The 21,508-nt window shown below is 71.8% G+C and carries 16 protein-coding genes; 8 read left to right on the top strand and 8 right to left on the bottom strand.

Annotated elements, in window-relative coordinates; all coding sequences use genetic code 11:
- Positions 1-175 precede the first annotated feature (175 nt).
- The 5 genes from araD to WH85_RS43135 form a co-directional block, all read right to left on the bottom strand.
- The gene (gene araD, locus WH85_RS43155) at positions 176-883 is read right to left on the bottom strand and encodes an L-ribulose-5-phosphate 4-epimerase AraD (RefSeq protein WP_045747995.1); all 708 of its coding nucleotides are present in this window, start codon (positions 881-883) and stop codon (positions 176-178) included.
- A 92-nt stretch (positions 884-975) separates the two neighbouring features.
- Entirely contained in the window at positions 976-1,194 is a 219-nt protein-coding gene (locus WH85_RS43150) for a hypothetical protein (RefSeq protein ID WP_045747994.1), read from the bottom strand.
- A gap of 300 nt (positions 1,195-1,494) precedes the next feature.
- Positions 1,495-7,269: a DUF3320 domain-containing protein gene (locus tag WH85_RS43145; protein ID WP_045747993.1), complete on the bottom strand. Its 5,775-nt coding sequence runs from the start codon at positions 7,267-7,269 to the stop codon at positions 1,495-1,497.
- 133 nt (positions 7,270-7,402) lie between these two features.
- A complete protein-coding gene (locus tag WH85_RS43140) occupies positions 7,403-9,568 on the bottom strand; it encodes a hypothetical protein (RefSeq protein ID WP_045747992.1) in 2,166 nt (721 codons plus the stop codon).
- Between the two features lie 191 nt (positions 9,569-9,759).
- Entirely contained in the window at positions 9,760-10,755 is a 996-nt protein-coding gene (locus tag WH85_RS43135) for an NADP-dependent oxidoreductase (protein ID WP_045747991.1), read from the bottom strand.
- Between the two features lie 93 nt (positions 10,756-10,848).
- Here WH85_RS43135 and WH85_RS43130 point away from each other — a divergent pair, with 93 nt between their 5' ends.
- Genes WH85_RS43130 through WH85_RS43120 form a run of 3 tightly spaced genes read left to right on the top strand, consistent with a single transcriptional unit; the run spans position 10,849 to position 12,662 of the window.
- A complete protein-coding gene (locus WH85_RS43130) occupies positions 10,849-11,472 on the top strand; it encodes a TetR/AcrR family transcriptional regulator (protein WP_045747990.1) in 624 nt (207 codons plus the stop codon).
- Positions 11,473-11,493: 21 nt separating this feature from the next.
- Positions 11,494-12,165 (top strand): NADPH-dependent F420 reductase, encoded by a 672-nt coding sequence (locus WH85_RS43125; protein WP_045747989.1) that lies wholly within the window; start codon positions 11,494-11,496, stop codon positions 12,163-12,165.
- Positions 12,166-12,182: 17 nt separating this feature from the next.
- Positions 12,183-12,662, top strand: coding sequence for a molybdenum cofactor biosysynthesis protein (locus tag WH85_RS43120; protein ID WP_045747988.1), 480 nt, complete (start codon positions 12,183-12,185; stop codon positions 12,660-12,662).
- A gap of 9 nt (positions 12,663-12,671) precedes the next feature.
- Here WH85_RS43120 and WH85_RS51260 read toward each other — a convergent pair whose 3' ends face one another.
- Positions 12,672-12,836 carry a hypothetical protein gene (locus WH85_RS51260; RefSeq protein WP_157411585.1) on the bottom strand — a complete coding sequence of 55 codons (165 nt, stop codon included), beginning with the start codon at positions 12,834-12,836 and terminating at the stop codon, positions 12,672-12,674.
- A 148-nt stretch (positions 12,837-12,984) separates the two neighbouring features.
- Here WH85_RS51260 and WH85_RS43115 point away from each other — a divergent pair, with 148 nt between their 5' ends.
- The 3 genes from WH85_RS43115 to WH85_RS53935 all read left to right on the top strand — a co-directional run bounded on the left by WH85_RS43115 (position 12,985) and on the right by WH85_RS53935 (position 15,080).
- Positions 12,985-13,335, top strand: coding sequence for an ArsR/SmtB family transcription factor (locus WH85_RS43115; protein WP_045747987.1), 351 nt, complete (start codon positions 12,985-12,987; stop codon positions 13,333-13,335).
- Positions 13,332-13,814, top strand: a complete 483-nt coding sequence (locus tag WH85_RS43110; RefSeq protein WP_045747986.1) for an SRPBCC family protein — start codon at positions 13,332-13,334, stop codon at positions 13,812-13,814. Before WH85_RS43115 ends, WH85_RS43110 begins: the two co-directional genes overlap by 4 nt.
- A gap of 114 nt (positions 13,815-13,928) precedes the next feature.
- The gene (locus tag WH85_RS53935; RefSeq protein ID WP_083449718.1) at positions 13,929-15,080 is read left to right on the top strand and encodes a methyl-accepting chemotaxis protein; all 1,152 of its coding nucleotides are present in this window, start codon (positions 13,929-13,931) and stop codon (positions 15,078-15,080) included.
- A gap of 27 nt (positions 15,081-15,107) precedes the next feature.
- Here WH85_RS53935 and WH85_RS43100 read toward each other — a convergent pair whose 3' ends face one another.
- On the bottom strand, positions 15,108-16,136 hold the full coding sequence (locus tag WH85_RS43100; protein ID WP_045747984.1) for an LCP family protein: 1,029 nt from the start codon (positions 16,134-16,136) through the stop codon (positions 15,108-15,110).
- A gap of 178 nt (positions 16,137-16,314) precedes the next feature.
- Between WH85_RS43100 and WH85_RS43095 the strand changes: the two genes are divergently transcribed.
- Positions 16,315-17,829 carry a family 43 glycosylhydrolase gene (locus tag WH85_RS43095; protein ID WP_045747983.1) on the top strand — a complete coding sequence of 505 codons (1,515 nt, stop codon included), beginning with the start codon at positions 16,315-16,317 and terminating at the stop codon, positions 17,827-17,829.
- Between the two features lie 1,001 nt (positions 17,830-18,830).
- Here WH85_RS43095 and WH85_RS43090 read toward each other — a convergent pair.
- Positions 18,831-20,195, bottom strand: coding sequence for a pyridoxal phosphate-dependent decarboxylase family protein (locus WH85_RS43090; protein ID WP_045747982.1), 1,365 nt, complete (start codon positions 20,193-20,195; stop codon positions 18,831-18,833).
- Positions 20,196-20,791: 596 nt separating this feature from the next.
- Between WH85_RS43090 and WH85_RS43085 the strand changes: the two genes are divergently transcribed.
- Positions 20,792-21,298, top strand: coding sequence for an NUDIX domain-containing protein (locus tag WH85_RS43085; RefSeq protein ID WP_045747981.1), 507 nt, complete (start codon positions 20,792-20,794; stop codon positions 21,296-21,298).
- The last annotated feature ends 210 nt before the right edge of the window (positions 21,299-21,508 follow it).

The raw sequence follows: 21,508 nt of genomic DNA, 5'->3' as shown, positions 1-21,508 counted from the left end.
ACAGAGAACAGCGGGCCGGCAAGCACCGGCCCACCGGCCCACCGGCCCACCGGCCCACCGGCCCACCGGCCCACCGGCCCACCGGCCCACCGGCCCACCGAAGAGATCATGCGGCGGATCGGGGCCGGCCGGGAGAGCTACGAGGACCCGGTGATGGGCTGAACGAGACAGGCTGTCAGCGCTTCGGGTTGCCGTAGTAGGCGCCCGGTCCGTGCTTCCGCTTGAAGTGCCGCTCCTGCAGGTGGGCCGGCGTCGTCGCTGCCGGGTTCAGTGCCAGCGTCTTCAGCGCCATCTCCGCCACAGCCTCGCAAATAATCCCGTTTTCAACCGATTTACCAGGGGTGGCGCCCCACGTGAACGGGCCGTGATTGGCGACCAGGGCGGCCGGCCGGCCCATCGCCGCGTCGTCGTCGCCGATCGTTTCGATGATCACGCGGCCGGTGTTCAGCTCGTAGTCGGTGGCGCACTCCTCGGCGGTGAGGCCGCGGGTGACCGGCACCGGCCCGTCGAACGTGTCGGCATGCGTCGTGCCCAGGACCGGGATATCCAGGTTCGCTTGGGCGAAGGCGACCGCGTTCGTCGAGTGCGTGTGGGTGACGCCACCGATCGACGGCCACGCCAAGTAGAACGCCCGGTGGCTCTCGCTGTCGACGGAGGGCCGCAGCTCGCCGTCGAGCACCTTGCCGGTGGCGAGGTCGACGGGGACCAGGTCGTCCTCGGTGAGACGGTCGTAGGGCACGCCCGACGGCTTGATCAGGTAAAAGCCGCCGTCACGGTCGACGCCGCTGACGTTTCCCCAGGTCAGCTGGGCGAGCCCGGCCTTGGGGATCACCAGGTTGGCTTCCAGAACGGCCGTACGCAGCGCCTTGGAACCGTAGGTCACGTCAGTCACTCCTCACCAAAATGTTAGCGCTAACCATAACGGACGTGTTACGCGCCGCCACAGAGCCGAAAGACCGAGGACCGCAAGCCCGATCAGCGCAGGCCGGCGATCGTCGCCGCCACCTCGGCCCGCAGGTCCTCCGGGAGCGGCACGTATCCGGCACCGGCGGCCACCTGCCGGCCCGCCGGGCTCGCCGCGATGGTCAGGAAGCTGCGCGCGATGACCAGGAAGCTGCGGGCGAAGACCAGGAAACTGCGGGCGAAGACCAGGAAACTGCGGGCGATCTCCGGTGTCCCGGTCCGGCAGACCACCTCGTAGGTGACATGACCAGCGGATACGAACCGTTCCCGAACGTCAGCCGGAGGTTCTCGTCGGCCCGTCTTCCCTGGCCACCGCGGCCGCCACCCGATGGCTGCCGCGCCGACCGGTCCCCGCCCGGGACGGCCCGCCCGGGGCAGCCCGCCCGGGGCAGCCCGCCCGGGGCAGCCCGCCCGGGGCAGCCCGCCCGGGGCAGCCCGGTCGTCGCCCGCGCCGTACCTCCAGTCCGGTCCTGCCAAGGCGGCCGGATACAGGGTGTAGCCGGGAAGCATTCACCGGCTGTACCCCGGAAATTACTGGAGCGACCGGCGGCGGCGCGACGTGCGGCGCGGAGCGGCGTCGTGGTGCGGCAGCGACAGCGGGTCGGGCAGCCCGTGCGCGGCGGCGAGACCGTCCGCCTGCCGGATCAGATGCCCCTCGGCCACCAGGTCGGCGACGAGTCCGGCCAGCCGGTCGTCGAGCTCGTCGGCGTGCCGGCTGGACCAGCCGAACAGCCGGCAGGTCGCGGCCAGCACCTCGGCCAGGGTGAGCACGCCACCGTCGTGCACCAGGTGTTCCATGGCGATCCGGACCTCGTCGTCGCAGACCTGCTCGGCCTTGCGCCCGACGTTGTCGGCCCGGTAACGCACGGTCACCAGCGGCTCCTGTTCCGGGTCGCGCAGGAACACCCCGTCCCAGCCGACGCCGGCCTCCTCGATCGCCTCCTCGACGATGTGCCGGCCCTGCCGGGTGACCCGGGTGAGGTCCCACTGCTCGCGCAGGCGCTGCAGCGCGACGTCGATGTGCACCGGGCCCTCCACCTGGGCGATCTTGCGGACCGCGGCGAGCAGCTTCTGGTGGATCTCCGGGTCGCCCAGGTGCGCGCCGGCCCCCACGGTGGGCAGTTTCGCCCGACGGTACGGCTTCGACCAGTCCTTGACGAAGTGTTCCGCCTCGACGACCGCGGTCACCGGCTCTTCGGCGTCGGCGTACACCTCGGTCGGCGGTTTACGCACGCCACCGGCGCGCACGGTGGGGCCCGCGACCTCCTCCTCGTGCGGCTCCTCCCCTTCCGGGGGTACGAGTGAAGCGAACATCTCCGGCTCGAGGTCCTCCGCGGCCGCCGTGACGAGGTGATCGTCGTAGTCGTGCATCCCGGCGAGGTACGCGTCCGCCTCGGCCGCGGCCGGCTCGTGGTGGTTCGCGCCGAACCCGTTCACGTACACGGGCTCCTGATCAATTTCAGACTCGACGGCGGCGAAGTACGGCACGAACTCGAACTCGGCGGTGTCGTCCGCCGACAGTCCGATCTCTTCGAGGAGCGGTTCGCTCGACACCGGGACGGCCGAGACCGGCACCACCGACACCGGGATGGCCGACACCGGCGCCGCCTCCGCGGTCACCGTCAGCTCGGGCGCCGGTTCGGGGGGAATCCCGGCGAAGGCCTCCTCGATGGCGTAGCGGAGTCGTTCCTCCTCCTGCTCCCGGGCGGAGTACCACGCGGTGCCCCAGATCCGGTGCAGTCGCCATCCCAGCCCTTGGAGGACCTGTTCGCGCAGCCGGTCCCGGTCCCGGGCGGCGGGCGCCGAATCGTACGTGGTGCCGTCGCACTCGATGCCGAGGACGTAGGGCGCGTTGCGCCGGGCCGAGACGCGGACGGCCAGGTCGATCCGGAAGGCGCCGGTGCCGACCCGGGTCCGCACGCGATAACCCCAGCCGCGGATCACCTCGCTGACCGAGTCCTCGAACGGTGTCTGCGACTCGCCCCCGGACTCCTCCTCGATGCCGAGCGCGGTCTCGCCCCGGACCGCGTAGTCCAGGTATGCGGCCAGTGGTCGCAGGTGGTCGGTGCCGGGCAGGTCCCGGGAGCGGACCGCGGAGACCACTTCCACCCGGCGGGCGGCGCAGGTGGTGGCCACGTTGAGCCGCCGCCAGCCGTCCGGGCTGTCCAGGCCCCCGAGCTTCGGCCCGATCGCCAGGATCACCACGTCCCGCTCGTCGCCCTGCACGGTGTCCAGGTCCTTGACGAAGAAGCCGCGCAGCCGGTCGTCGCCGGGCGCCTTGACCATGTCGGACACCCGGGACTCGATCTCCCCGGCCAGTTCCGTGGTGCAGGCGACCACACCGAGGGTCAGTTCCGGACGGGTGACGAAGTGGTGGGCCACCCGGCCGGCGACCAGTTCGACGAGCGAGGTGTCCGCGGTGGCCGGGAAGAGCTGCACCCCGGCGTCCGGTCCGGCCGGCATCGCGGCCGGGAACGTGTTGAGCATCCCCTGGTAGAACGTGTGGTTGGCGAACGCGATCAGCGACTCGTGCCGGCTGCGGTAGTGCGTGGTCAGGTCCAGGACGGTGAACGCGCCGCAGTGGACGGCCAGGTCCAGCACCGACGGTCCGGTGCCGCCGGGCAGCGCGGCCGCGGTCAGCTGCCGGTCGTCGCCGGCCACCACCAGCGATCCGCCCCGGTAGATCGCGGCGATCGCGTCGGCGATCGGCACCCGGGACGCCTCCTCCACGATCACCACGTCGAAGTACAGGTCCGGCGGGAGCAGCCGGCTGACGTCGGCGGGGACGGTGACGAAGCAGGGTTTGACGGCGAGGGTGGCGTTGCGGGTCTTGCCGATCAGGTCGCGGACCGGCAGCCGCCGGGACTGTTGGGAGGCGGCGGCACGCAGCTGGGCGGCCTCCCCGGCGGCGCTCCCGGACGGCTGCAGCTCGTCGACGGCGTTCATCACGTCCGCGGCGGCGGCCCGTTCCAGGCGTGCGTCCCAGCCGCGGAACTCCTGCACCAGCAGGTCCCGGGCCGGGGTGTCGAGCGGCTTGAGCCGGTCGTCGTCGCGGATCACCGAGTCCACCCACGACTGGAAGAGTGCCCGGCCGAGGACCGGCAGGATCTGCTCGACCGCCAGGTTCTCCCGGGCGCAGAAGTCGACCACCTCGTCCAGGCCGTGTTCGGCCAGGACGGTGCGGGCCGTCTCGTACTCGAACCAGTCCTGCTGCCCCTGGGTGTCGGCGAGCAGCGCGTGCAGCAGGTCGCGGGCGCTCTCGTAGTCGTCCAGGGTGGCGGTCAGCGCCGGGTGCCGGCGTTGCGCGAAGGCCCGCAGGATCCAGTCGCGGGCCGCCTTCCACTCGGCGGCCCGGGCCGGCAGCGGATCGTCCGGGCTGATCCGGCAGAGCACCTCGGCCTGCACCGCGCTGAACGCCACGTCCGAGCCGGTCCGGATGCGGCGCGCCTCGGAGGCCCAGGCCATCGCGGTGTCCAGGCCCTCGACGTCGGTCTGTTCGCCCCGGTAGACGTCCCCGAGGATCTTGGCGTGCTGGGTGGCGTTCTTGGCGAGCGAGGTCGCCGCGTCGGCGGCACCCTCACGGAGCATGCCGATCGCGGCCGACTCGGCGAGTGAGAAGTCGCGTCCCGCCGCCGCGCTGTACGCCTGCGCGAGCTCGGCCGCCGCGCTGAGCGGCTCGACGTGCGCGCGCAGCCAGCTGATCGCGTCCACGACGGTGCCCTTGGCCAGTTCCGGCCGGGGTGCGGGTTCGGGCGGTGGGCGCAGCGCGGCGGTCCACCGTTCGAAGTCACGGCCCGCTTCGGTGACGATCCGGATGATCGCGTTGTTCGGGTGCGCGGCGCAGACCCGTTCGATGACGCCGGGCAGCGCCTCCGGCGGGGTCACCTCCTGCACGTCCTCGGCGGTCTTCAGCGCGGTGTGGATCGCGTCGAAGTCGGTGTCCAGGCGCTTCCAGTGGTGGCCGAGGATGCCGGCGTACTCGCGTTCGGCCTGGTCCAGCTCGTCCAGGGCGTGTTTCCAGGCGACCGCGTCGGGCAGGTGGCTGACCGCCTTGGTGCGGCCCACCCCGGGGCGGGCCATCTCCCCCACCGCCCGCCGGTCCCGCCGGTACGCCGCCCGCAGCCGCCCGAATCCGCGGTGTGTGGTGGCGAACCGCTCGATCAGTTCGTCGAGCGGTTCGGCCAGGGCGGCGTCGGTGAAGTTCTGCCGGGCCCGGGTCTCGGCCAGCCGGGCCACGTCGACCGAGTGCTGCAGGACGCGGGCCGCCGCCTGGGCGTTGGCGATCCCGTTCGGCCCGAACCAGGCCGGTTCCGGCTTGTCCAGCCGGGACAGCAGTTCGACGATGGCGGCGAGCCGGCCGATGTCGGTGAACGCGACCACGTTCGGCAGGCCGAGCCGGGCGGTCACCCGGTCCAGGCTGTGTTCGTGCTGCTCCAGCCGGTCGGCCTCGTCGGCGAACCGGCGGGCCAGTCCGCGGGCCTGTGCGGCGGTCAGCGGCAGCATCTCGATCGGCGGCGGGTCCAGGCGCAGGCCGGGAACGATCGGCAGCTTCCCCGGCGACGGCAGCGCGGTCCAGGTCACCCCGGCCCGGTTGCGGACCGCCTGCTCGGCCTTGTGCAGCGTCTTGAGGTGCCCGAGCAGGGTCTCGGCGGCGCGGGCCACCGGTTCCAGGTTGGGTAGTGTCAGCCACTCGTCCGGGGTCTCCGGCGGGCGGCGGGCGGCGTGCCCGACCAGACCGGTCAGGTTGATCAGTTCGGCCAGGCTGTGCGTCTCGAACGCCGCGGTCAGCGGGTCCTGCGCGGCCGTCTCGACCAGGTGTTCCAGGGCGAGCTGCGCCTGGTGCAGGCGGGAGTCCAGCCGGTTCTGGTCGATCACGTCGCGCCACAGGAACGCCTCGCCCTCGCACGCCGGCCGCCAGGCGTGCGCCAGGCGTTCGGCCGCGTCCCGGACCCGTTGCAGCGACTGGGTGGTCAGCGGCACCGGCAGCGTCTCCGGCACCGGGGCGGCCGGCACGTCGGTCATCTGCGCGCACATCCCGATGACGTCGTGCAGCCGGTGCCCGAGAGGCTCGCGGACCTCGTTCATCGCCTCCGCGTACGCGTTCAGGCGCCGCCGGTGGTCGCGGAGCTCCTCGCGTTCGTCGGTGGACAGGCTCGGCGGCGGCAGCGGGATGTGGTCGAGCGCGGCGGCCAGGGTCACCGCGACCTGGGCCCGGCCGGTCCGGTCGCTGTGCAGTTCCAGCAGGTAGTCGTCGAGTCCCGCACCGGACAGGCGTTCCCGGACGGTGTCCAGGGCGGCGGCCTTGTCGGAGACCAGCAGGACACGTTTCCCGGCGTGCAGCAGGCACCCGATCATGTTGGCGACGGTCTGCGACTTGCCGGTGCCGGGTGCGCCGCGCATCACGAACGTGCGGCCGGCGACGGCGGCGGCGATGCAGGACCGCTGGGCCGCGTCGGCGTCCAGCACCAGCGGCACGTCGTCGGGGGAGGCCGTCGCGTCGATGCGCCGGGGCGGAACCGGGTCGAACCGGAACGCGGTGACCTGTGTCTTCGGATCGGTGGCCAGAGCACGGACCACCGGGTGGGCGAAGATCTGGCGCTCGTTGCCGACCAGGTCGGCGTACATCAGCTCGCGGTGCACGGTGAGGCGGGCCAGCAGGATCGCCTCGTCGGTCCGCCACTCCGGGTGGTCGCTGATCGCGGCGTCCAGACGGGCCCAGAAGACGGTGACGTCCAGGCTGCCGAGGCCTTCGACGGTGGGGAGTTCGACGCCGTACTCGCGCAGCGCCACGGCCAGTGCCGGGTTGACGATCGGGTCGTCGAGCCGGGCCCGCAGGCGCGGGTAGTCGAGCGGGTTCGGGATGGCCAGGTCGACCGGGAGCAGCAGGATCGGGCTGGCGTACTCGCGGCGGTGGTCGCGCCAGTGCAGGGTGCCGAGGGCCAGGTAGAGCGTGCCGAGGCCGTGTTCGGAGTGGTCGCGGCGGGCGGCTCGGCGCAGCGAGTGCAGGGTGGCGTCCATCGCCGCGTCGGTCATCGGCGTCTGGAACACGTTGGCGGCGCGCGGCCGCGGACCCTCGGCCTGCTCCTCGATGCCGAGGAAGCCGCACTCACGGCCCTGCTGGAGAGCCTCCACGACGCTGCGCGGGGACGGGCTGAGCACGGGGACGACGTCACCGGCCGCCCGGCGTACGTCGATGAGCGGGTTGTCGCCGGAGAGGTCGAGCAGGCTGTCTCGCCAGGTCTCGACGACGCCCCGTACCCGAGCATCCGGCCGCCTGGTCAGCCCGTCCGCATCATCCCACCGCATTGGGACATTTCAGCAATTGGAAGGGGGTTCACGTGGCGCTTTTCCGGGTTAATCCGACGTTCCGGACAGAACCCGGTCCCAAATACCGACAAAAGCGCATTTATGGTACGCAACCGCGCGGTCCCGCTGTGGATCAGTCCCAGGTCGGAACCCACCACTGCCAGCCCTCGGGCGCCAGCGGCCAGTCCGCGTCGGGCCGCCAGCCGGACGGCGGGTACCACCCGTCCGGCGGCACCGGCCAGCCCGGCGGCACCGCGAACCGGATGCCGGTGGGCGCACCCGGGATCGCCGGATGCGGGTTGCCCTCGGCGGGCGCACCCGACACCGGGTCGGCGGCGGCCGGCGAGACCGGCCCCGCCGCGGCGATGGCGGCCGCGTTGAGCTGCACCACGGCGGCCAGCGCCGGGATGACCGTGGTCTCGGTGATGTTCTCGTCGGTCGGTGCCGGGCTGACCGGGGCGCCGAAGGTGCCGCCCAGCGGATCCGCGAGCGGGTCGGTCAGCGGGTCCGGCTCGCTGACGAACGGCACCGTGGAGACCGGGGTGTCGGGCGCGCCCGACACCGGGGATGCGGCGAGCGCGTCGGCCGGCTGGTCACCGCTGAGCTCCGGGGACGACGGGTCGCCGGGGGACGACGAGACCGGCGTCACCGGGGTGGTGGCCGGCGGCGACACCGCCGCGGCGACACCGGGCGGGTCCAGGCGCGGCATCGAACCGCCCGGCAGCGACCCGGTCGAGGGCAGTGTCGGCAGACCGGCGCCGGGCAGTGCGGAACTCGGCTCGGCCCAGCTCGGGGTGCCACCGCTGGGCGACACCCAGCTCGGCACCGCCGCTCCCGGGTCGTCCCAGCTCGGCATCGGCGGGCCCGGTTCGGCCCAGCTCGGCGTCGCGTCGGCGGGCGGGGCCCAGGCCGCGGCCCGCTCAGCGGGCGGCGTGGCCCAGCTGGGCGTCTGCTCGGCCTGCGGGGTCCAGGTGGCGGCCGATTCCGGGGTGCTCCAGCTCGGCGCCGGGTCGGCCGGCGGGCTCCAGCTCGGGGTCACCTCGCCGGCGGTCGCCCAGCTCGGCAGCGGCTCACCGGGCACCGCCCAGCTCGGCGTCGCGTCCGGCGTGGTGGTCCAGCTCGGGGTGCCGGCGGCGGGGCTCGCCGGGGTGGCGACCGGGAAGCTGCCGGAGACCGTGCCGGCGGACGTGCCCGCGGGCGGGGGACCACCCGGCGAGACCGGTGCGGAACCGCCGGACACCGGACGGGCGGCGGCGTTGCTCATCATCGCGGCGATACCGGCACGTGCCCCCACGCCGGGGGCGGTCCACTCGGCGTCGTTGATGCTGCTGGTGCTGGTGAGCGTCCCGCTGGTGGCCGGCATCGATTCGACCGGGGTGGTCCAGTTCGGCTCGATGGCGCCGACCGGTGCGGCGCCGCCCGGAGTGACCGGGCCGGAGGCCGGCACGCTGGCGGTGCCCCGGCCGGACGACGGCGGCGCCTGGGGTGGCGGCGCGGGCGCCGGCGCCGGGGGCGACACCGGTGCGGCCTGCCGGGCCGGTGCGCCGCGCCAGTCCTCCGGAAGGTCCTGCACCCGGGCGATGTAGAGCATCACCTCGGTCTTGCCGCCGTTGCCCTTGACGATCGCGCGTGCCGCGGTGACCAGGCCCTGCTCGGCGAGGTGCCGCAGGATCGGCAGCAGGACCTCGCTCATCTTGGGGCTGAGGTCACCGACCCGGGTGTCGCCGACCCGCACCTCGACCAGGTGACCGGCCATCTCGTGCAGCGTGACGTACGCCCAGCACTCGCCCTGCGGCGGCACCAGGGCCTGCAGCGCCGGGACGGACTGCTGCTGGTCGTTGACCTGGACGGCGGAGCCGCTGGGCAGCAGCCGGTGGTCCTGCCCCGGGGCCTGGTTGGCCGGGACGAGCATGTGCGGCTCGGCCAGGTCGAGTCGCACGCTCGCGTCGAAGGCCGGGGGCCGTCCGTCGTACTCGCCCCACTCGCGGCCCTGGATCCGGGCGGTGACCTCGGGTTGCAGTCCCCGCTTGCTGAGGGCGGCGAGGACCTGGACGTACCGGGCGGCCTCGGCACGTGGCAGGTGACCGATGAGTCCGGCGTCCGACCAGACGCCCACGGCGTTGCGGTCGTGCTTGTTCTTGGCGTCCGGTATCAGCGTGACCGGGATGGTTATGTCGGTTCCCTGCGGGTTGAAGTTCGTGCCGAAGAGCGCACGTATCGCCTTCGCGTAGTGCGTCTCGCCGACGACCTCGGCACTTGCCCAACCCGCTTGTCCCCAGAGGGGGAACCGATTTGCCACACGGGAACGCTAGTGTCTGCTTTCCGCCAGTGACCTCGTCCATACGGATGATGACGATCATCCGTACGTTCCGTATTCGCGTGCTCAGCGGCGCGCTATTAATGATCGTTCAGTATCGGAGATACCTGGCGACCACCACCTAGAAGCCCCGAAACGGATGCCACGGGTGGTCGCCGGACATCACCCCGCGATCACAGGCGAACGATCATCTTTCCGATGTTCTCGCCGCGCAGAAGACCCAGGAAGGCCTCCGGCGCGTTCGCCAGACCGTCCACGACGGTCTCCCGGGCGGCCAGGCTGCCGTCACGCAGCCACGGGGCCGCCTCGGCCAGGAAGTCGGGCATCCGGTGGAAGTGGTTGCCGACGATGAAGCCGCGCAGGTTGAGCTCCTTGCCGATCGCCGACGCCATGTTGCGCGGGGCGGCCGGCGGGGCGGTGTCGTTGTACTGGGCGATGGCGCCGCAGAGCGCGATCCGGCCGAACTTGGTCAGCGACGCGATGGCCGCCTCCAGGTGCTCGCCGCCGACGTTGTCGAAGTACACGTCGATGCCGTCGGGCGCGGCGGCGGACAGCTGCTCGCGTACCGGAGCGTCCTTGTAGTTGAAGGCGGCGTCGAAGCCGAACTCCTCGACCAGCCGGCGGGCCTTCTCCGCCGAACCGGCGCTGCCGATCACCCGCTTGGCACCCTTGAGCCGGGCGATCTGGCCGACGATGCTGCCGACCGCGCCCGCCGCACCGGAGACGAACACCGTGTCACCCTCGCGGAACCGCGCGATGTCCAGCAGCCCGACGTACGCGGTGAGCCCGGTCATGCCGAGCACTCCGAGGTACGCCGAGAGCGACGGCGCGGCGGCCGGGTCGACCACGCGGACGCGGGCGGCGTCCAGCACCGAGAACTCCCGCCAGCCGAGGGCGTGCGTGACGTGCGCCCCGACGGGTACGTCCGGGCTGTTCGACGCGACGACCTCGCCGATCGCGCCGCCGTCGAGCGGCTCCCCCACCGCGAACGGCGCCACGTACGACTTGGTGTCGTTCATCCGCCCCCGCATGTACGGGTCGACCGACATGAACAGGTTGCGCACCAGCACCTGGCCGTCGCCGGGTTCGGGTGTCGTGGTCTCGGCGAGCTCGAAGTTGTCGGCGGTGGGCCAGCCGGTGGGACGGGATGCGAGCCGGATCTCTTGCACAGTGGTTCTCCTCTGGAAGCGTGTGATCGACAGTATGTCGAAAAACTCGACACAGTGTCGATTACGCGGTGTTAGCCGCGTTACCGTTGCCGCATGACCCCACCACCGCCGGCCGGACGCCGCCGCGCGCCCAGCAAGGGCGACCTGCGGGAGAAGGCGATCCTGGCCACCGCCCGGGATCTGCTGGCCCGCAAACCGCTCGCCGGGATCACCATCGACGAGCTGGCCGCCGGGGCCGAGATCAGCCGGTCCAGCTTCTACTTCTACTTCGACTCCAAGACGGCGGTGGTGGTGGCGCTCCTGCACGACCTGACCGGCGAGCTGGTCGTCGACTCCGGTCCCTGGCTGGACGGTCAGGGACCGGACGCGCCGGCCCTGCGCCGCTCGCTCGCCGGCCTCGCCGGTCTCTGGCGCAGCCACGGCCGCCTGATCGCCGGCGCACTGGCCGCCGCCCCCGGCTGCCCGCCGATCGCCGCCTGGCGCTCCGCCCTGCGCGACGCCCACGTGACCCGGCTGGCCGCCCGCATCGACCGGGACCGGGCCGCCGGGACCGCGCCGCCGGGACCGGACTCCACCGTGCTGGCCGGGATGATCGACGACCTGCGCAGCGCCACCTTCGCCGCCGCCACCGACCCGGAGGCCGCGGTCGACGACCTGGTCGTCGTCGAACTGCGGATGCTCTACGGGGATTTCCCGATTCCCGCCGCACGCGCCTGACACTTCTTGCACCCTGGTGGCATGCGGATCGGTGTCATTGGGGCAGGCCGGCTCGGCGGCACGCTGGCGACGTGGTGCGCCGAGAGTGGACACGAGGTGGCGGTGACGTCGCGCCACCCGGACCGGTTGCAGGACCTGGCCGACCGGTCCGGCGCACAGCTGCGCGTCATGTCGGTGCCGCAGGCCGCGGCCTTCGGCGACCTGTTGGTGTTCGCGCCGAACTGGTGCTCGGCGCGGGAGGCGGTCGAGGTGACCCGGGCGGAGCTCGCCGGCAAGGTGGTGATCGACACCACCAACCCGGACGACCGGTCCGGCGACGGCGACGCGTACCACGGGACCGGCGCGTTCTCCGGCGGCGCCGGACACGACAGTGGCGGCAAGAGCGGGCTCGAGACCCTGATCGAGTGGGCACCCGAGGCGCACTGGGTGAAGGCGTTCAACACCATCCCGGCCGACGTGTTGTCCCGGCGGCGCGGGCACGACCCGTTGCTCGCCGAGTTCGTCTGCACGGACGAGACCGACGCCCGGACCCTCGCCTCGCAGATCATCCGGGACCTGGGGTTCGCCCCGTTCTACGCGGGCGGTGCACACGCCGCCTGGCTCACCGAACCCGGCGGCCCTCTGCAGAAGATCGAGGTGGACGTCGCGGACGCGACCGACGTGCTCGCCGAGGCACTCGCCACACTCCACTGAGCCCCTAGACTCCGGTCATGCCGGAGATTCTGGAAATGCTGGCGTCACCGATCCACCGGTTCGAGGGGCGGCCGTCGGACGGTCCCGCTCCGGCGCCCGAGGGCGAACTGGTGCCGGCGATCCACATCCGGGCCGGCCTGGGCATCACCGGCGACCGGTACTTCGGTCATCCGGCCCACAAGGACGCGAGCATCACGGTGATCGCGGCCGAGTCGCTGCCGCCGGGGGCCGGCCTCGCCCAGGTACGTCGCAACGTGCTGGTCAGTGGCATCGCGGTGGACGACCTGGTGGGCCGGATCCTGGTGCTGGACTCGGGCGACGGGCCGGTGCGGCTGCACGCGCGGCGACCGGCCAACCCGTGCGGGTGGATGGACGTGACGGTCGGTCCAGGGGCGATGCGGGCCCTGCGCGGGCACGGGGGGATCCGCTGCGTCCCCCTGGACGACGGTGTTCTGCGGCTGGGCCCGGTGACGGCCGCGATCCTGCCGGCCGGCTGACGGCGGGGTTCACGCCGGCAGGGCGACGGCCACCGGCCGGCTCTCCCGCGCGGCGGCCTCCCGGTGCGCGGTGACGGCGGCGGTGAAGCGCAGAGCGGCGTCCTCGCGGCGGCGCAGCCAGGCAGCGTGGGTGTTGCGGGTGGTGGCCGGCGTCGACGTGCCGATGCTGATCATGGCTGCTCCCTGGGGACCGTGGCGTTTCGGGGACTCGCCCTATCGGCCGTCCCACCCGTCCCGTCAGGAAATCCAAGATCAGCAACCCGGAAGCAACCTACAACCAAACGGTTGCACATCGTCGGGGCGGCGGCTAACGTACAACAACATGGTTGTAGGTCATCTGACCGCCGCGGACGCCGACCGGGTCTTCCACGCGCTGGCCGACGCCACCCGGCGCGACATCCTGATCCGGGTGATCCGTTCCGAGCAGTCCGTCTCCGCCCTGGCCCGGCACTACCCGATGAGCTTCGCCGCGGTGCAGAAACACGTGGCCGTTCTGGAGAAGGCCGCCCTGGTCGGCAAGAAACGCCGCGGACGCGAGCAGATGGTCCACGCCGAGCACGAGACCCTGCGACGGATCGCGCGCCTGCTGGACGCCTACGAGGACCTCTGGCGCCAACGAAACGACCAGATCACCGCAATACTTGAAGAAGACGACGAAAGGGTAGAAAAATGACCGTGATCAGCACGACCAAGGACGTCGAGGCCTTGACCCTCACGTTCGTCGCCGAGTTCACCGCCCCGGTGGACCGGGTCTGGCAGGTCTGGGCCGACCCCCGCAAGCTGGAGCGCTGGTGGGGCCCGCCGACCTGGCCGGCCACCTTCGACAGCTACGACTTCACCCCCGGCGGCCAGGTCAGGTACCACATGACCGGCCCGGATGGCGAGAAGGCCCGCGGCTGGTGGACGATCACCGCGATCGATGCGCCGCACCGGCTGGAATTCGACGACGGGTTCGCCGACGACAACGGCGACCCGGTCGACCTCACCGACATCACCCGCGGCGTGGTGACCCTGGAGGCGGCCGGCGCCGGGACCCGGATGACCACGGTGTCCACGTTCACCAGCGCCGAGCAGCTGGAGCGGATGGTCGCGATGGGCATGCTGGAGGGCATGAGCCAGGCCATGGGCCAGATCGACGAGCTTCTGAAGTGACGCCGAGCGCCGGGCGAACCGCCTTCGTGGGGCCGCCCGGCGCGGTAGCGTCAGAGACACCACCACGTGCCCGATTCGGGGAGGGATTGTGGCGCTCCCGGATGCGGTCCTGGCGTGATATTCCTACTGGTCAGCGCTGTGCTCGTCGCCACAGCAGCCGTCGCCCTCCTCCTCTGGCACCGCAGGAACGGCCGAACCGGCCCCGGCGCCGCGGCGGACGCCCGCCAGATCATCGCCACCCTCACCGAGACCGTCCGGCAACGCGACGACGAGCTCGCCCAGCTCCGTGACGACGTCGAGGCCGGCGTCCAGGACGCCCAGGCCGAGCAGCGCCAGCTCAACCACCGTCTGCGCCGCCGTGCCAAGGAGGCGATCGACGGCACCGCCGCGGTGATCGGCGGCAAGCTCGAGGACGTGGTGGTGCAGGTCGGCGAGGCCCGCGAGTCGGCCACCGCCACCCACGAACGGGTCAGCGCCACCAACGAGGCCGCCGCCGCCCTGGTCCGGCGCGCACACAGCGCCGAGGAGGCGGCCACCGCGCTGAACGCCAGCCTGCGGCAGGTCGCCGGGATCGCCGGGGTGATCTCCGGGATCGCCTCGCAGACCCGGCTGCTCGCGCTGAACGCCACCATCGAGGCGGTCCGGGCCGGCGCCGCGGGCAGCGGGTTCGCGGTGGTCGCCGACGAGGTGAAGGGCCTGGCCGACACCACCGCCGACTCGACCGAGCAGATCACCAGCACGATCGCCACCCTCGAGGCGGACGTCGCCCAGATGAGCGCCACGCTCACCGCGATCATCACGGACGTCGGCGACATCGAGGACGCGATGCGCCAGCTCGACCAGATCGCCGACCGGCAGCAGAGCATCGTCCTGCAGCTGCACCACAGCGTGGACGCGACGATGGAACAGATCGGCGACCTCTCCGACGTCGCCGAACGCCTGGAACGCCGCCGGCACGACCGGCTCGACGTGGAGGGCACGGCGACGCTGCGCGTGGTGGGGCGTTCCCAGCCGATCACCGCGCGGATGCTCGACCTCAGCGCCGAGGGACTGGGCTGCGCGGTGCCGGCCGACACACCGCTCGCGGTCGGCGACGCGGTGCGGGCCGAGTTCTCGGTGAACGGTCTCACCGGCTCGTCCGAGGCCCGCGTGATGCGCCGCCGGCTGCGCGACGACCACGCCGAGATCGGCCTGCACTTCCACGACATGCCGGAGCAGGTCCGCCAGAACATCGAGAACCACCTGGCCCGGATGGGCAACGACTGACAACCCCGTCCGGGGTACGCGCCGCGTTCAGCGCCCGGTCAGCCCGCTGAACGACTCGTGCCGGGTGAAGTACTCCGCCATCTCGTCGGTCTGCAACGCGGTGAACAGCTCCGCGCAGCCGCTCTCGGAGAGCCGGTTGGCGGTCCCCGACGCCGACGACACGAACCCGTCCGACGGGATGGTCGTGAAGTACAGGTCGTCGGCCCGCAGCCCGGACAGCTCCCCCGCCATGGTCGCCAGGTCGAGCCCCTGGTCGATCACGAGAGCACCGCCGGCCGTCATGATCAGGCTGTTCAGTTTGAGCGGGTTCGCCAGCACCGCCGGGGACGTGACCTTGGCCGCCAGCGCCCGCAGGTACTGCTGCTGGCGCCGGACCCGGTCGAAGTCGCCGTCCGGGAGCCCGTACCGCTGGCGCACGTAGATCTCGGCCCGTCTGCCGTCGAGCACCTGCCGCCCGGCCCGGAAGACGAAGCCGGTACGCCCGTCCCGGACGGTCCGGTCGATCCGCACCTCGACGCCCCCGACCGCGTCGGTGACGGCCCGGATCGCCGCGAAGTCGGCCCGGATCACGTGGTCGACGCTCAGCCCGGTGAGGTGGCTGACCACCTGGACGACCAGGGGCGCGCCGCCCCACGCGTACGCGGCATTGATCTTCGTCTTGCCGCCGGACCACTTGCCGGGGACCGGCGGGACGTAGACGTAGGAGTCCCGGGGGAAGGAGACCACGGTCGCCGCGGTGCGGTCGGCGTCCAGGTGCACCAGCATGATCGTGTCGGACCGGGACTCCGCCGCGGTCCAGCCCTTGCGGGTGTCCACGCCCAGGATGAGCAGGTTCTGCGCGCTGCCCGCCCCGGGTGCGACCAGGCTCCACGGCGACGCGGTGTACTCCGGCCGGACCGTGATCCGGGGCAGCGCGGACGCCTCGGCGAGCACGTCGTCGCGTTCCACCGCCCGGTTGAACCGGTACGCCAGGACCCCGCTGGTGACCACGAACGGACCGAGGGCCAGCGCGATCAGCGCGAAGGCGACGATCAGACGGCGCCGCCAGCGCGGCATGCGCCTCCAGCGGGACTCGGATGCGGCCACACCGTTCTCATCGGCACCGCGTGAGCCCCCGCTGAGCCCACTAGGGAATCGACAACCTTGACACTCTTTATGTGAGCGTTAACATAGACGTAACACGATGCTTACCTCCACCGTCCCCGCGGTGCCCCCATCCCCGTTAAGGAGCGTCATGTCCAGGAACCGGCCGGCGGCCCTGCGCCTCGCGCACATGGCCGCCGCTCTCGTCCTGCTCGCCACCGCATCCGTCCTCGCGGTCGTCCTCCCCCGCAGCGCACCCGCCCAGGCGGCCACCACGTTCACCAACCCGGTCGCCGCCGCCCCCTACGGCGCCGACCCGTGGGTCGGCTACTACAACGGCTACTACTACCTGGCCGCCACCACCTGGAACTCGCAGGTCGTGATCAAGCGGGCCACCTCGGTCGCCGCCCTGCCCGGCGCAGGCGAGAACGTCGTCTACACCGGCACCGCCACCGCCAGCTGCTGCAACGTGTGGGCGCCGTCGATGCACCGGCTGACCGGCCCGAACGGCACCCGGTGGTACCTGTACTACAGCGCCGGCACCGCCGCCTGCTGCGACGGGCAACGCTCGTTCGTGCTGGAGAGCTCCGGCGACAACCCGCTCGGTCCGTACACCTTCAAGGGCCAGCTGAACGTGCAGGCCGGCAACGGCTGGGCCATCGACGGCAGTGTCGCCACCATCAACGGGGCGAACTACTTCCTCTACTCGTCGTGGGTCGGTGACCTGCAGAGCCTGTTCATCGCGCCGATGACCAACCCGTGGACGGTGTCGGCGTACGGCACGCGGATCTCGTACCCCACCTACGACTGGGAGAAGGTCGGCGGGAACACCGAGGAGGGCCCGTACATCCTGCAACGCAACGGGCAGACCTTCCTGACCTTCTCCGCCAGCTCCTGCAACACCCCCGACTACAAGATCGGCATGCTGACCCTGACCGGCACCAACCCGCTGTCCGCGTCCAGCTGGACCAAGAAGTCCACCCCGCTCTTCCAGCGCAGCGACGCCAACAGTGTCTTCGGCCCCGGCCACCACTCGTTCTTCACGTCCCCGGACGGCACCGAGACGTGGATGGCGTACCACGCCAACGAGACCACCGCGCAGGGCTGCGGCGCCACCCGCACCACCCGGCTGAAGAAGGTCACCTGGAACTCCGACGGCACCCCCAATCTGGGCACCCCGGACGCCCTGACAGCGTCATTGACCGCCCCCGCCGGCGACCCCGGCGGCACGGTGTCCTTCCCGGTCGCCGGCACCCGCTATCGCATCGTCAACCAGAACAGCGGCAAGGTCCTCGACGCCCAGAACTGCGGCACCGCCAACGGCACCGCCATCCAGCAGTGGACGTCCCTGGGCAACGCCTGCCAGCAGTGGACCTTCACGAAGACGACGGCGAACTACTACCGCATCACCAACGCCAACAGCGGCACCGTCCTCGACTCGGTGAACTGCGGCACCGCCAGCGGCACCGCCCTCAACCTGTGGGCCAACCTCGGCAACGCCTGCCAGGAGTGGAGCCTCACCCCGATCAACGGCGGCTACCTGATCGCCAACCGAGGAAACGGCCTGGTCCTCGACGTGACGAACTGCGCCACCACCGACGGCACCGCGGTCCGCCAATGGTCCTCCCTCGGCAACACCTGCCAGCAGTGGAACATCACCGCCTGACAACCCCGCCTGAAGGCGCCGGCTCCCCGTCGGCGCCTTCTCCTCTTCTCGTACGCGCAAAAGCAGCCGCCCCGACCTCGCCACTCTCCATCGGATCGTCCCGCAGACCGACCAGGCGTTCCGTGGCCGCCACGTCCAGCGGAACGTGCTCGACGGCGCGATATCCGCACCCCGGACCCGCAGTCCCACAGCGTCGCCCCCGCCGCCCCAGCCGACACGGCGCGCGATCGATCAACACTGCGCCGCGGGCGACGCGCGGCTCAGGAGCCACCCCACAAGCCGGCCCGCCGTCGCCCGCGGCTGCCACACGGAAGCCAGACCACAGCCGGCCGTCGCCCGCGGCTGCCACACGGAAGCCGGACCGCAGCCGGCCGTCGCCCGCGGCTCTGCCCGTGACGCCGGTCAGCCACCGATGACGGCCCGCAACCGCCAGCCGTCGCCCGCGGCCGTTTTCGGCTCACGGACGAACCATGACCGACGGCCGAGCCAGTCAAGCCGTCGACCACGGCCACCCGGAAGGACGAAACCAGCCCTCAACAACGGCTCGAGAGCGCCCAGCCGTCGCCCACGGCCGTTCTCGGCTCACGGACGGACCGTGGTCGACGGCCGAGCCCGTCAAGCCGTCGACCACGGCTGGCCAGGAAGACGAAACCAGCCACCAGCGACGGCTCACGACCATCAGCCGTCGAACAAGGCCACCCTCGACCCACAGACCAACCATGACCGACGGCCGAGCTGCCCCGAGAATGCCGCCCGTCATATTTTGATCTTGGCGACGGCCCAGGAGGCAGCGCGCGACTGACCGGCGCCGACGGATGAAGCGACCGGAGGTGACTCTCGGCAGGCGCGATGGCAGCCGACACAGAGCAAGCACCTGGTCCGCCGCCCGGACGAAGCCGTCGACATCCGCGGCGGCCGGGACCGTGCCCCGAAGCCGGACGAAGCCGTCGGCATCCATGATGTCCACGGTTGCGGCTTTCGGCGTACCCCGGCAGGTGAATTCAGACGGCCCGGCGAAGGGCCTCGAAGATCCGGTCGACGTCGGTGTCGGCGGTACGCCAATTGCTGAAAGCGGCACGCAACGCGGGCGCCCCCTGGTAGACCGTCGGGGTCAGGAACGTCTCGCCGGAGTCGGCGACGGCCTGGACGGTCGCCGGCACGTCGGGAACGCTGAAGCAGACGACGTTCAGGCGCACCGGGGCGAGCAGCCGCACGCCGGGCAGCGTGGCGAGGAGATCGCCCAGCCGGTGCGCCGCGGCGGTGGTCCGGGTGACGATCTCGGCATGGCCCTCTCTGCCGTACGCGGTGAGCGTGAACCAGCTGGCCAGGGCACGGAGGCGGCGTGAGTTCTCCGGGGTGAGGTGCACGAAGTCCGGGTTGTCCTCGGGCACACCCAGGTAGGGCGCGGTGTTGCGGAAGACCGCGATCTGCAGGTCCCGCCGCCGGGTGAACTGGACTGCCGCGTCGTACGGCACGTTGAGCCATTTGTGCAGGTCGACGCAGACCGAGTCGGCGTCGGACAGCCCGTCGACGAGGTGGGCGTGCGCCGGGGACAGGGCCGCGAAGCCGCCGAACGCCGCATCCACGTGCAGCCAGAACGGGTAGCGTTCGCGGAGTGCCGCGACGGCCCGCAGGTCGTCGAAGTCGACGGTGTTGACCGTGCCGGCGTTGGCCACCACGATCACCGGCCGGCCGTCCTGCGCGGCGAGCGCCTCCTCGAGGGCGCGCACGTCGACGGCTTCCCGGCCGGGCAGCGTGGGCACCGGCTGCAGCGAACCCCGGCCCAGCCCGAGCACGGCCAGCGCCTTGACCACGCTGGAGTGGGCCGAACCGGACAGTACCGTGACCGGTCCGAGCGCCGCCGCGCCCTGCTCCGCCACGTCGACGCCGCGCTGCTCGCCGAGCCACTGCCGGGCGATCGCCAGTCCGACCAGGTTGGACTGGGTGGCGCCGCTGACGAACGCCCCACCGAACGCGGGCGTCAGCCCGAACATCTCCCGCAGCCAGCCGACCGTCTCGTCCTCGAGGGCGCCGGCCGACGACCCGGTCCGGTTCGAGCCGTTCTGGTCGAAGGTGCCGGTCAGCCAGTCCCCGGCGAGGGCCGCCGGGGTGGCGCCGCCGGTCACGAACCCGAGGTACCGGGGTCCCGCGCTGCCGGAGAAGCCGGGCGCCCACCGCTCGCTGAAGATCTCCAGTGCCCCGGCCGTCCCCACACCCCGTTCCGGAAGCGGCGCCGGGGCGGGGACGGCCGGGGCTGCCGCGACCGGCCGGTCGGCCAGGCCGGCGAGCACCCGCACGGCTTCGTCACGGGTGGCCTGCAGCAGGCCGGGCAGGTCGGCCAGGTCGTCGGCCAGGAAACGGTCCATGATCAGATTGTCGGCCGGACCGGACCGCCGTGTCGCGGTCCAGTTCCGGGCACCTGGCTCAGCCGACGTTCGGGATCCGCCAGAGGACCACCGTCGCCTCCCGGCCGGCGCGGTGGCACACCCGCAGCAGCCAGCCGAGGCCGATGAGTGAGACACCGTTCTGCGTCCGCCGTCACTCTCCTCATCGGGTACGAGCAAGCCGGGAGTCCCCGAACCCGCGGCGGACGGCCCGGCTGCCACACCGGGCCGTCGCTGGGCGCACGCTCATGTGCGCCGCGTAGGGGAGGTTCATCGCCGGGCGAAGGGGTCGCCGATGCGGATCGCGGCGAGACGGAGCTGGCTGCGCTCGCCCAGGAAGGTGCACGAGGAACTCGGCGTGCAGGTAGCAGCAGGACCCGTACGCACGGCGCTGATGGAAGCCATGCGGAGCGCTCGCATTTGACCGTCAACGCGCCGCCTCACGACGAATCCAGACGCCACCGTATTCCCGTCGATCTTCCTCAGCCGAGATCTTCTTTCAGAGTCATCGCTCGATCTCTCGGTTGATAGTCTCCGGCGGTGCCGATCATCCGCCTCGCTACCGCGTCCGATGTGCCATGACGCCCAACCTGCGCCGCGCTGTCCGCGCGGTCATCCTTGATGAGGACGACCGCATCCTGCTCTGCCGGTTCGACTTTCCTCACCCAGCGGTACCCGAGCAAGCGAAGGCGGTCTGGGCGGCGCCAGGCGGCGGCATCGAGCCCGGCGAGGACTCGCTGACGGCTCTGCGCCGTGAACTGCGTGAGGAAACCGGTCTGGCGATCACCGCCGATCCACCGCACATCTGGCACCAGGAAATCTCGGCCGTCGACCATCCGCGGGCCTCCGGCGGCATCGTCAACGACTACTTCCTCATCCGCGCAGACAACTTCCAGCCACGCGGCGACCTGACGGACGACCGACTCGCTGCCGAGGAGAATCTGGGCGGGTTCCGCTGGTGGCAGCTCTCGGAGATCGCCGGCCATACGGGACCTGAGCTGTTCTCGCCCCGCGACCTCACTACACCCTTGACAGCGCTGCTAACTGCAGGGATTCCGGATCGGCCGGTCCAACTCGGCCTCTAGAGACACGTTTCGTGGTCAGGGTGCGAAGCCCATCCGCGTGGTGATTTCGGGCGCGTTGGACGCCCCAATTCACCACACCCCTGGTGGTGTGGTGAATACGGGCGCGCTGGGCGCCCGAAATCACCACGCTGTTGTGGGTGTGGTGAATACGGGCGCGCTGGACGCCCGAAATCACCACGCTGTTGTGGGTGTGGTGAATACGGGCGCGCT

The sequence above is a fragment of the Actinoplanes rectilineatus genome (assembly GCF_000962825.1).
Taxonomy (GTDB): Bacteria; Actinomycetota; Actinomycetes; order Mycobacteriales; family Micromonosporaceae; genus Actinoplanes; species Actinoplanes rectilineatus.
This window is presented reverse-complemented; position numbering and strand designations above follow the sequence as displayed.

Bases quoted from the DNA above. Each gene is read 5' to 3' on its own strand.
- WH85_RS43145 (WP_045747993.1), bottom strand. From the start codon at position 7,269: ATGCGGTGGGATGATGCGGACGGGCTGACCAGGCGGCCGGATGCTCGG.
- WH85_RS43130 (WP_045747990.1), top strand. From the start codon at position 10,849: ATGACCCCACCACCGCCGGCCGGACGCCGCCGCGCGCCCAGCAAGGGC.
- WH85_RS43125 (WP_045747989.1), top strand. From the start codon at position 11,494: ATGCGGATCGGTGTCATTGGGGCAGGCCGGCTCGGCGGCACGCTGGCG.
- WH85_RS43120 (WP_045747988.1), top strand. From the start codon at position 12,183: ATGCCGGAGATTCTGGAAATGCTGGCGTCACCGATCCACCGGTTCGAG.
- WH85_RS51260 (WP_157411585.1), bottom strand. From the start codon at position 12,836: ATGATCAGCATCGGCACGTCGACGCCGGCCACCACCCGCAACACCCAC.
- WH85_RS43115 (WP_045747987.1), top strand. From the start codon at position 12,985: ATGGTTGTAGGTCATCTGACCGCCGCGGACGCCGACCGGGTCTTCCAC.
- WH85_RS43110 (WP_045747986.1), top strand. From the start codon at position 13,332: ATGACCGTGATCAGCACGACCAAGGACGTCGAGGCCTTGACCCTCACG.
- WH85_RS43100 (WP_045747984.1), bottom strand. From the start codon at position 16,136: ATGCCGCGCTGGCGGCGCCGTCTGATCGTCGCCTTCGCGCTGATCGCG.
- WH85_RS43095 (WP_045747983.1), top strand. From the start codon at position 16,315: ATGTCCAGGAACCGGCCGGCGGCCCTGCGCCTCGCGCACATGGCCGCC.
- WH85_RS43090 (WP_045747982.1), bottom strand. From the start codon at position 20,195: ATGGACCGTTTCCTGGCCGACGACCTGGCCGACCTGCCCGGCCTGCTG.
- WH85_RS43085 (WP_045747981.1), top strand. From the start codon at position 20,792: ATGACGCCCAACCTGCGCCGCGCTGTCCGCGCGGTCATCCTTGATGAG.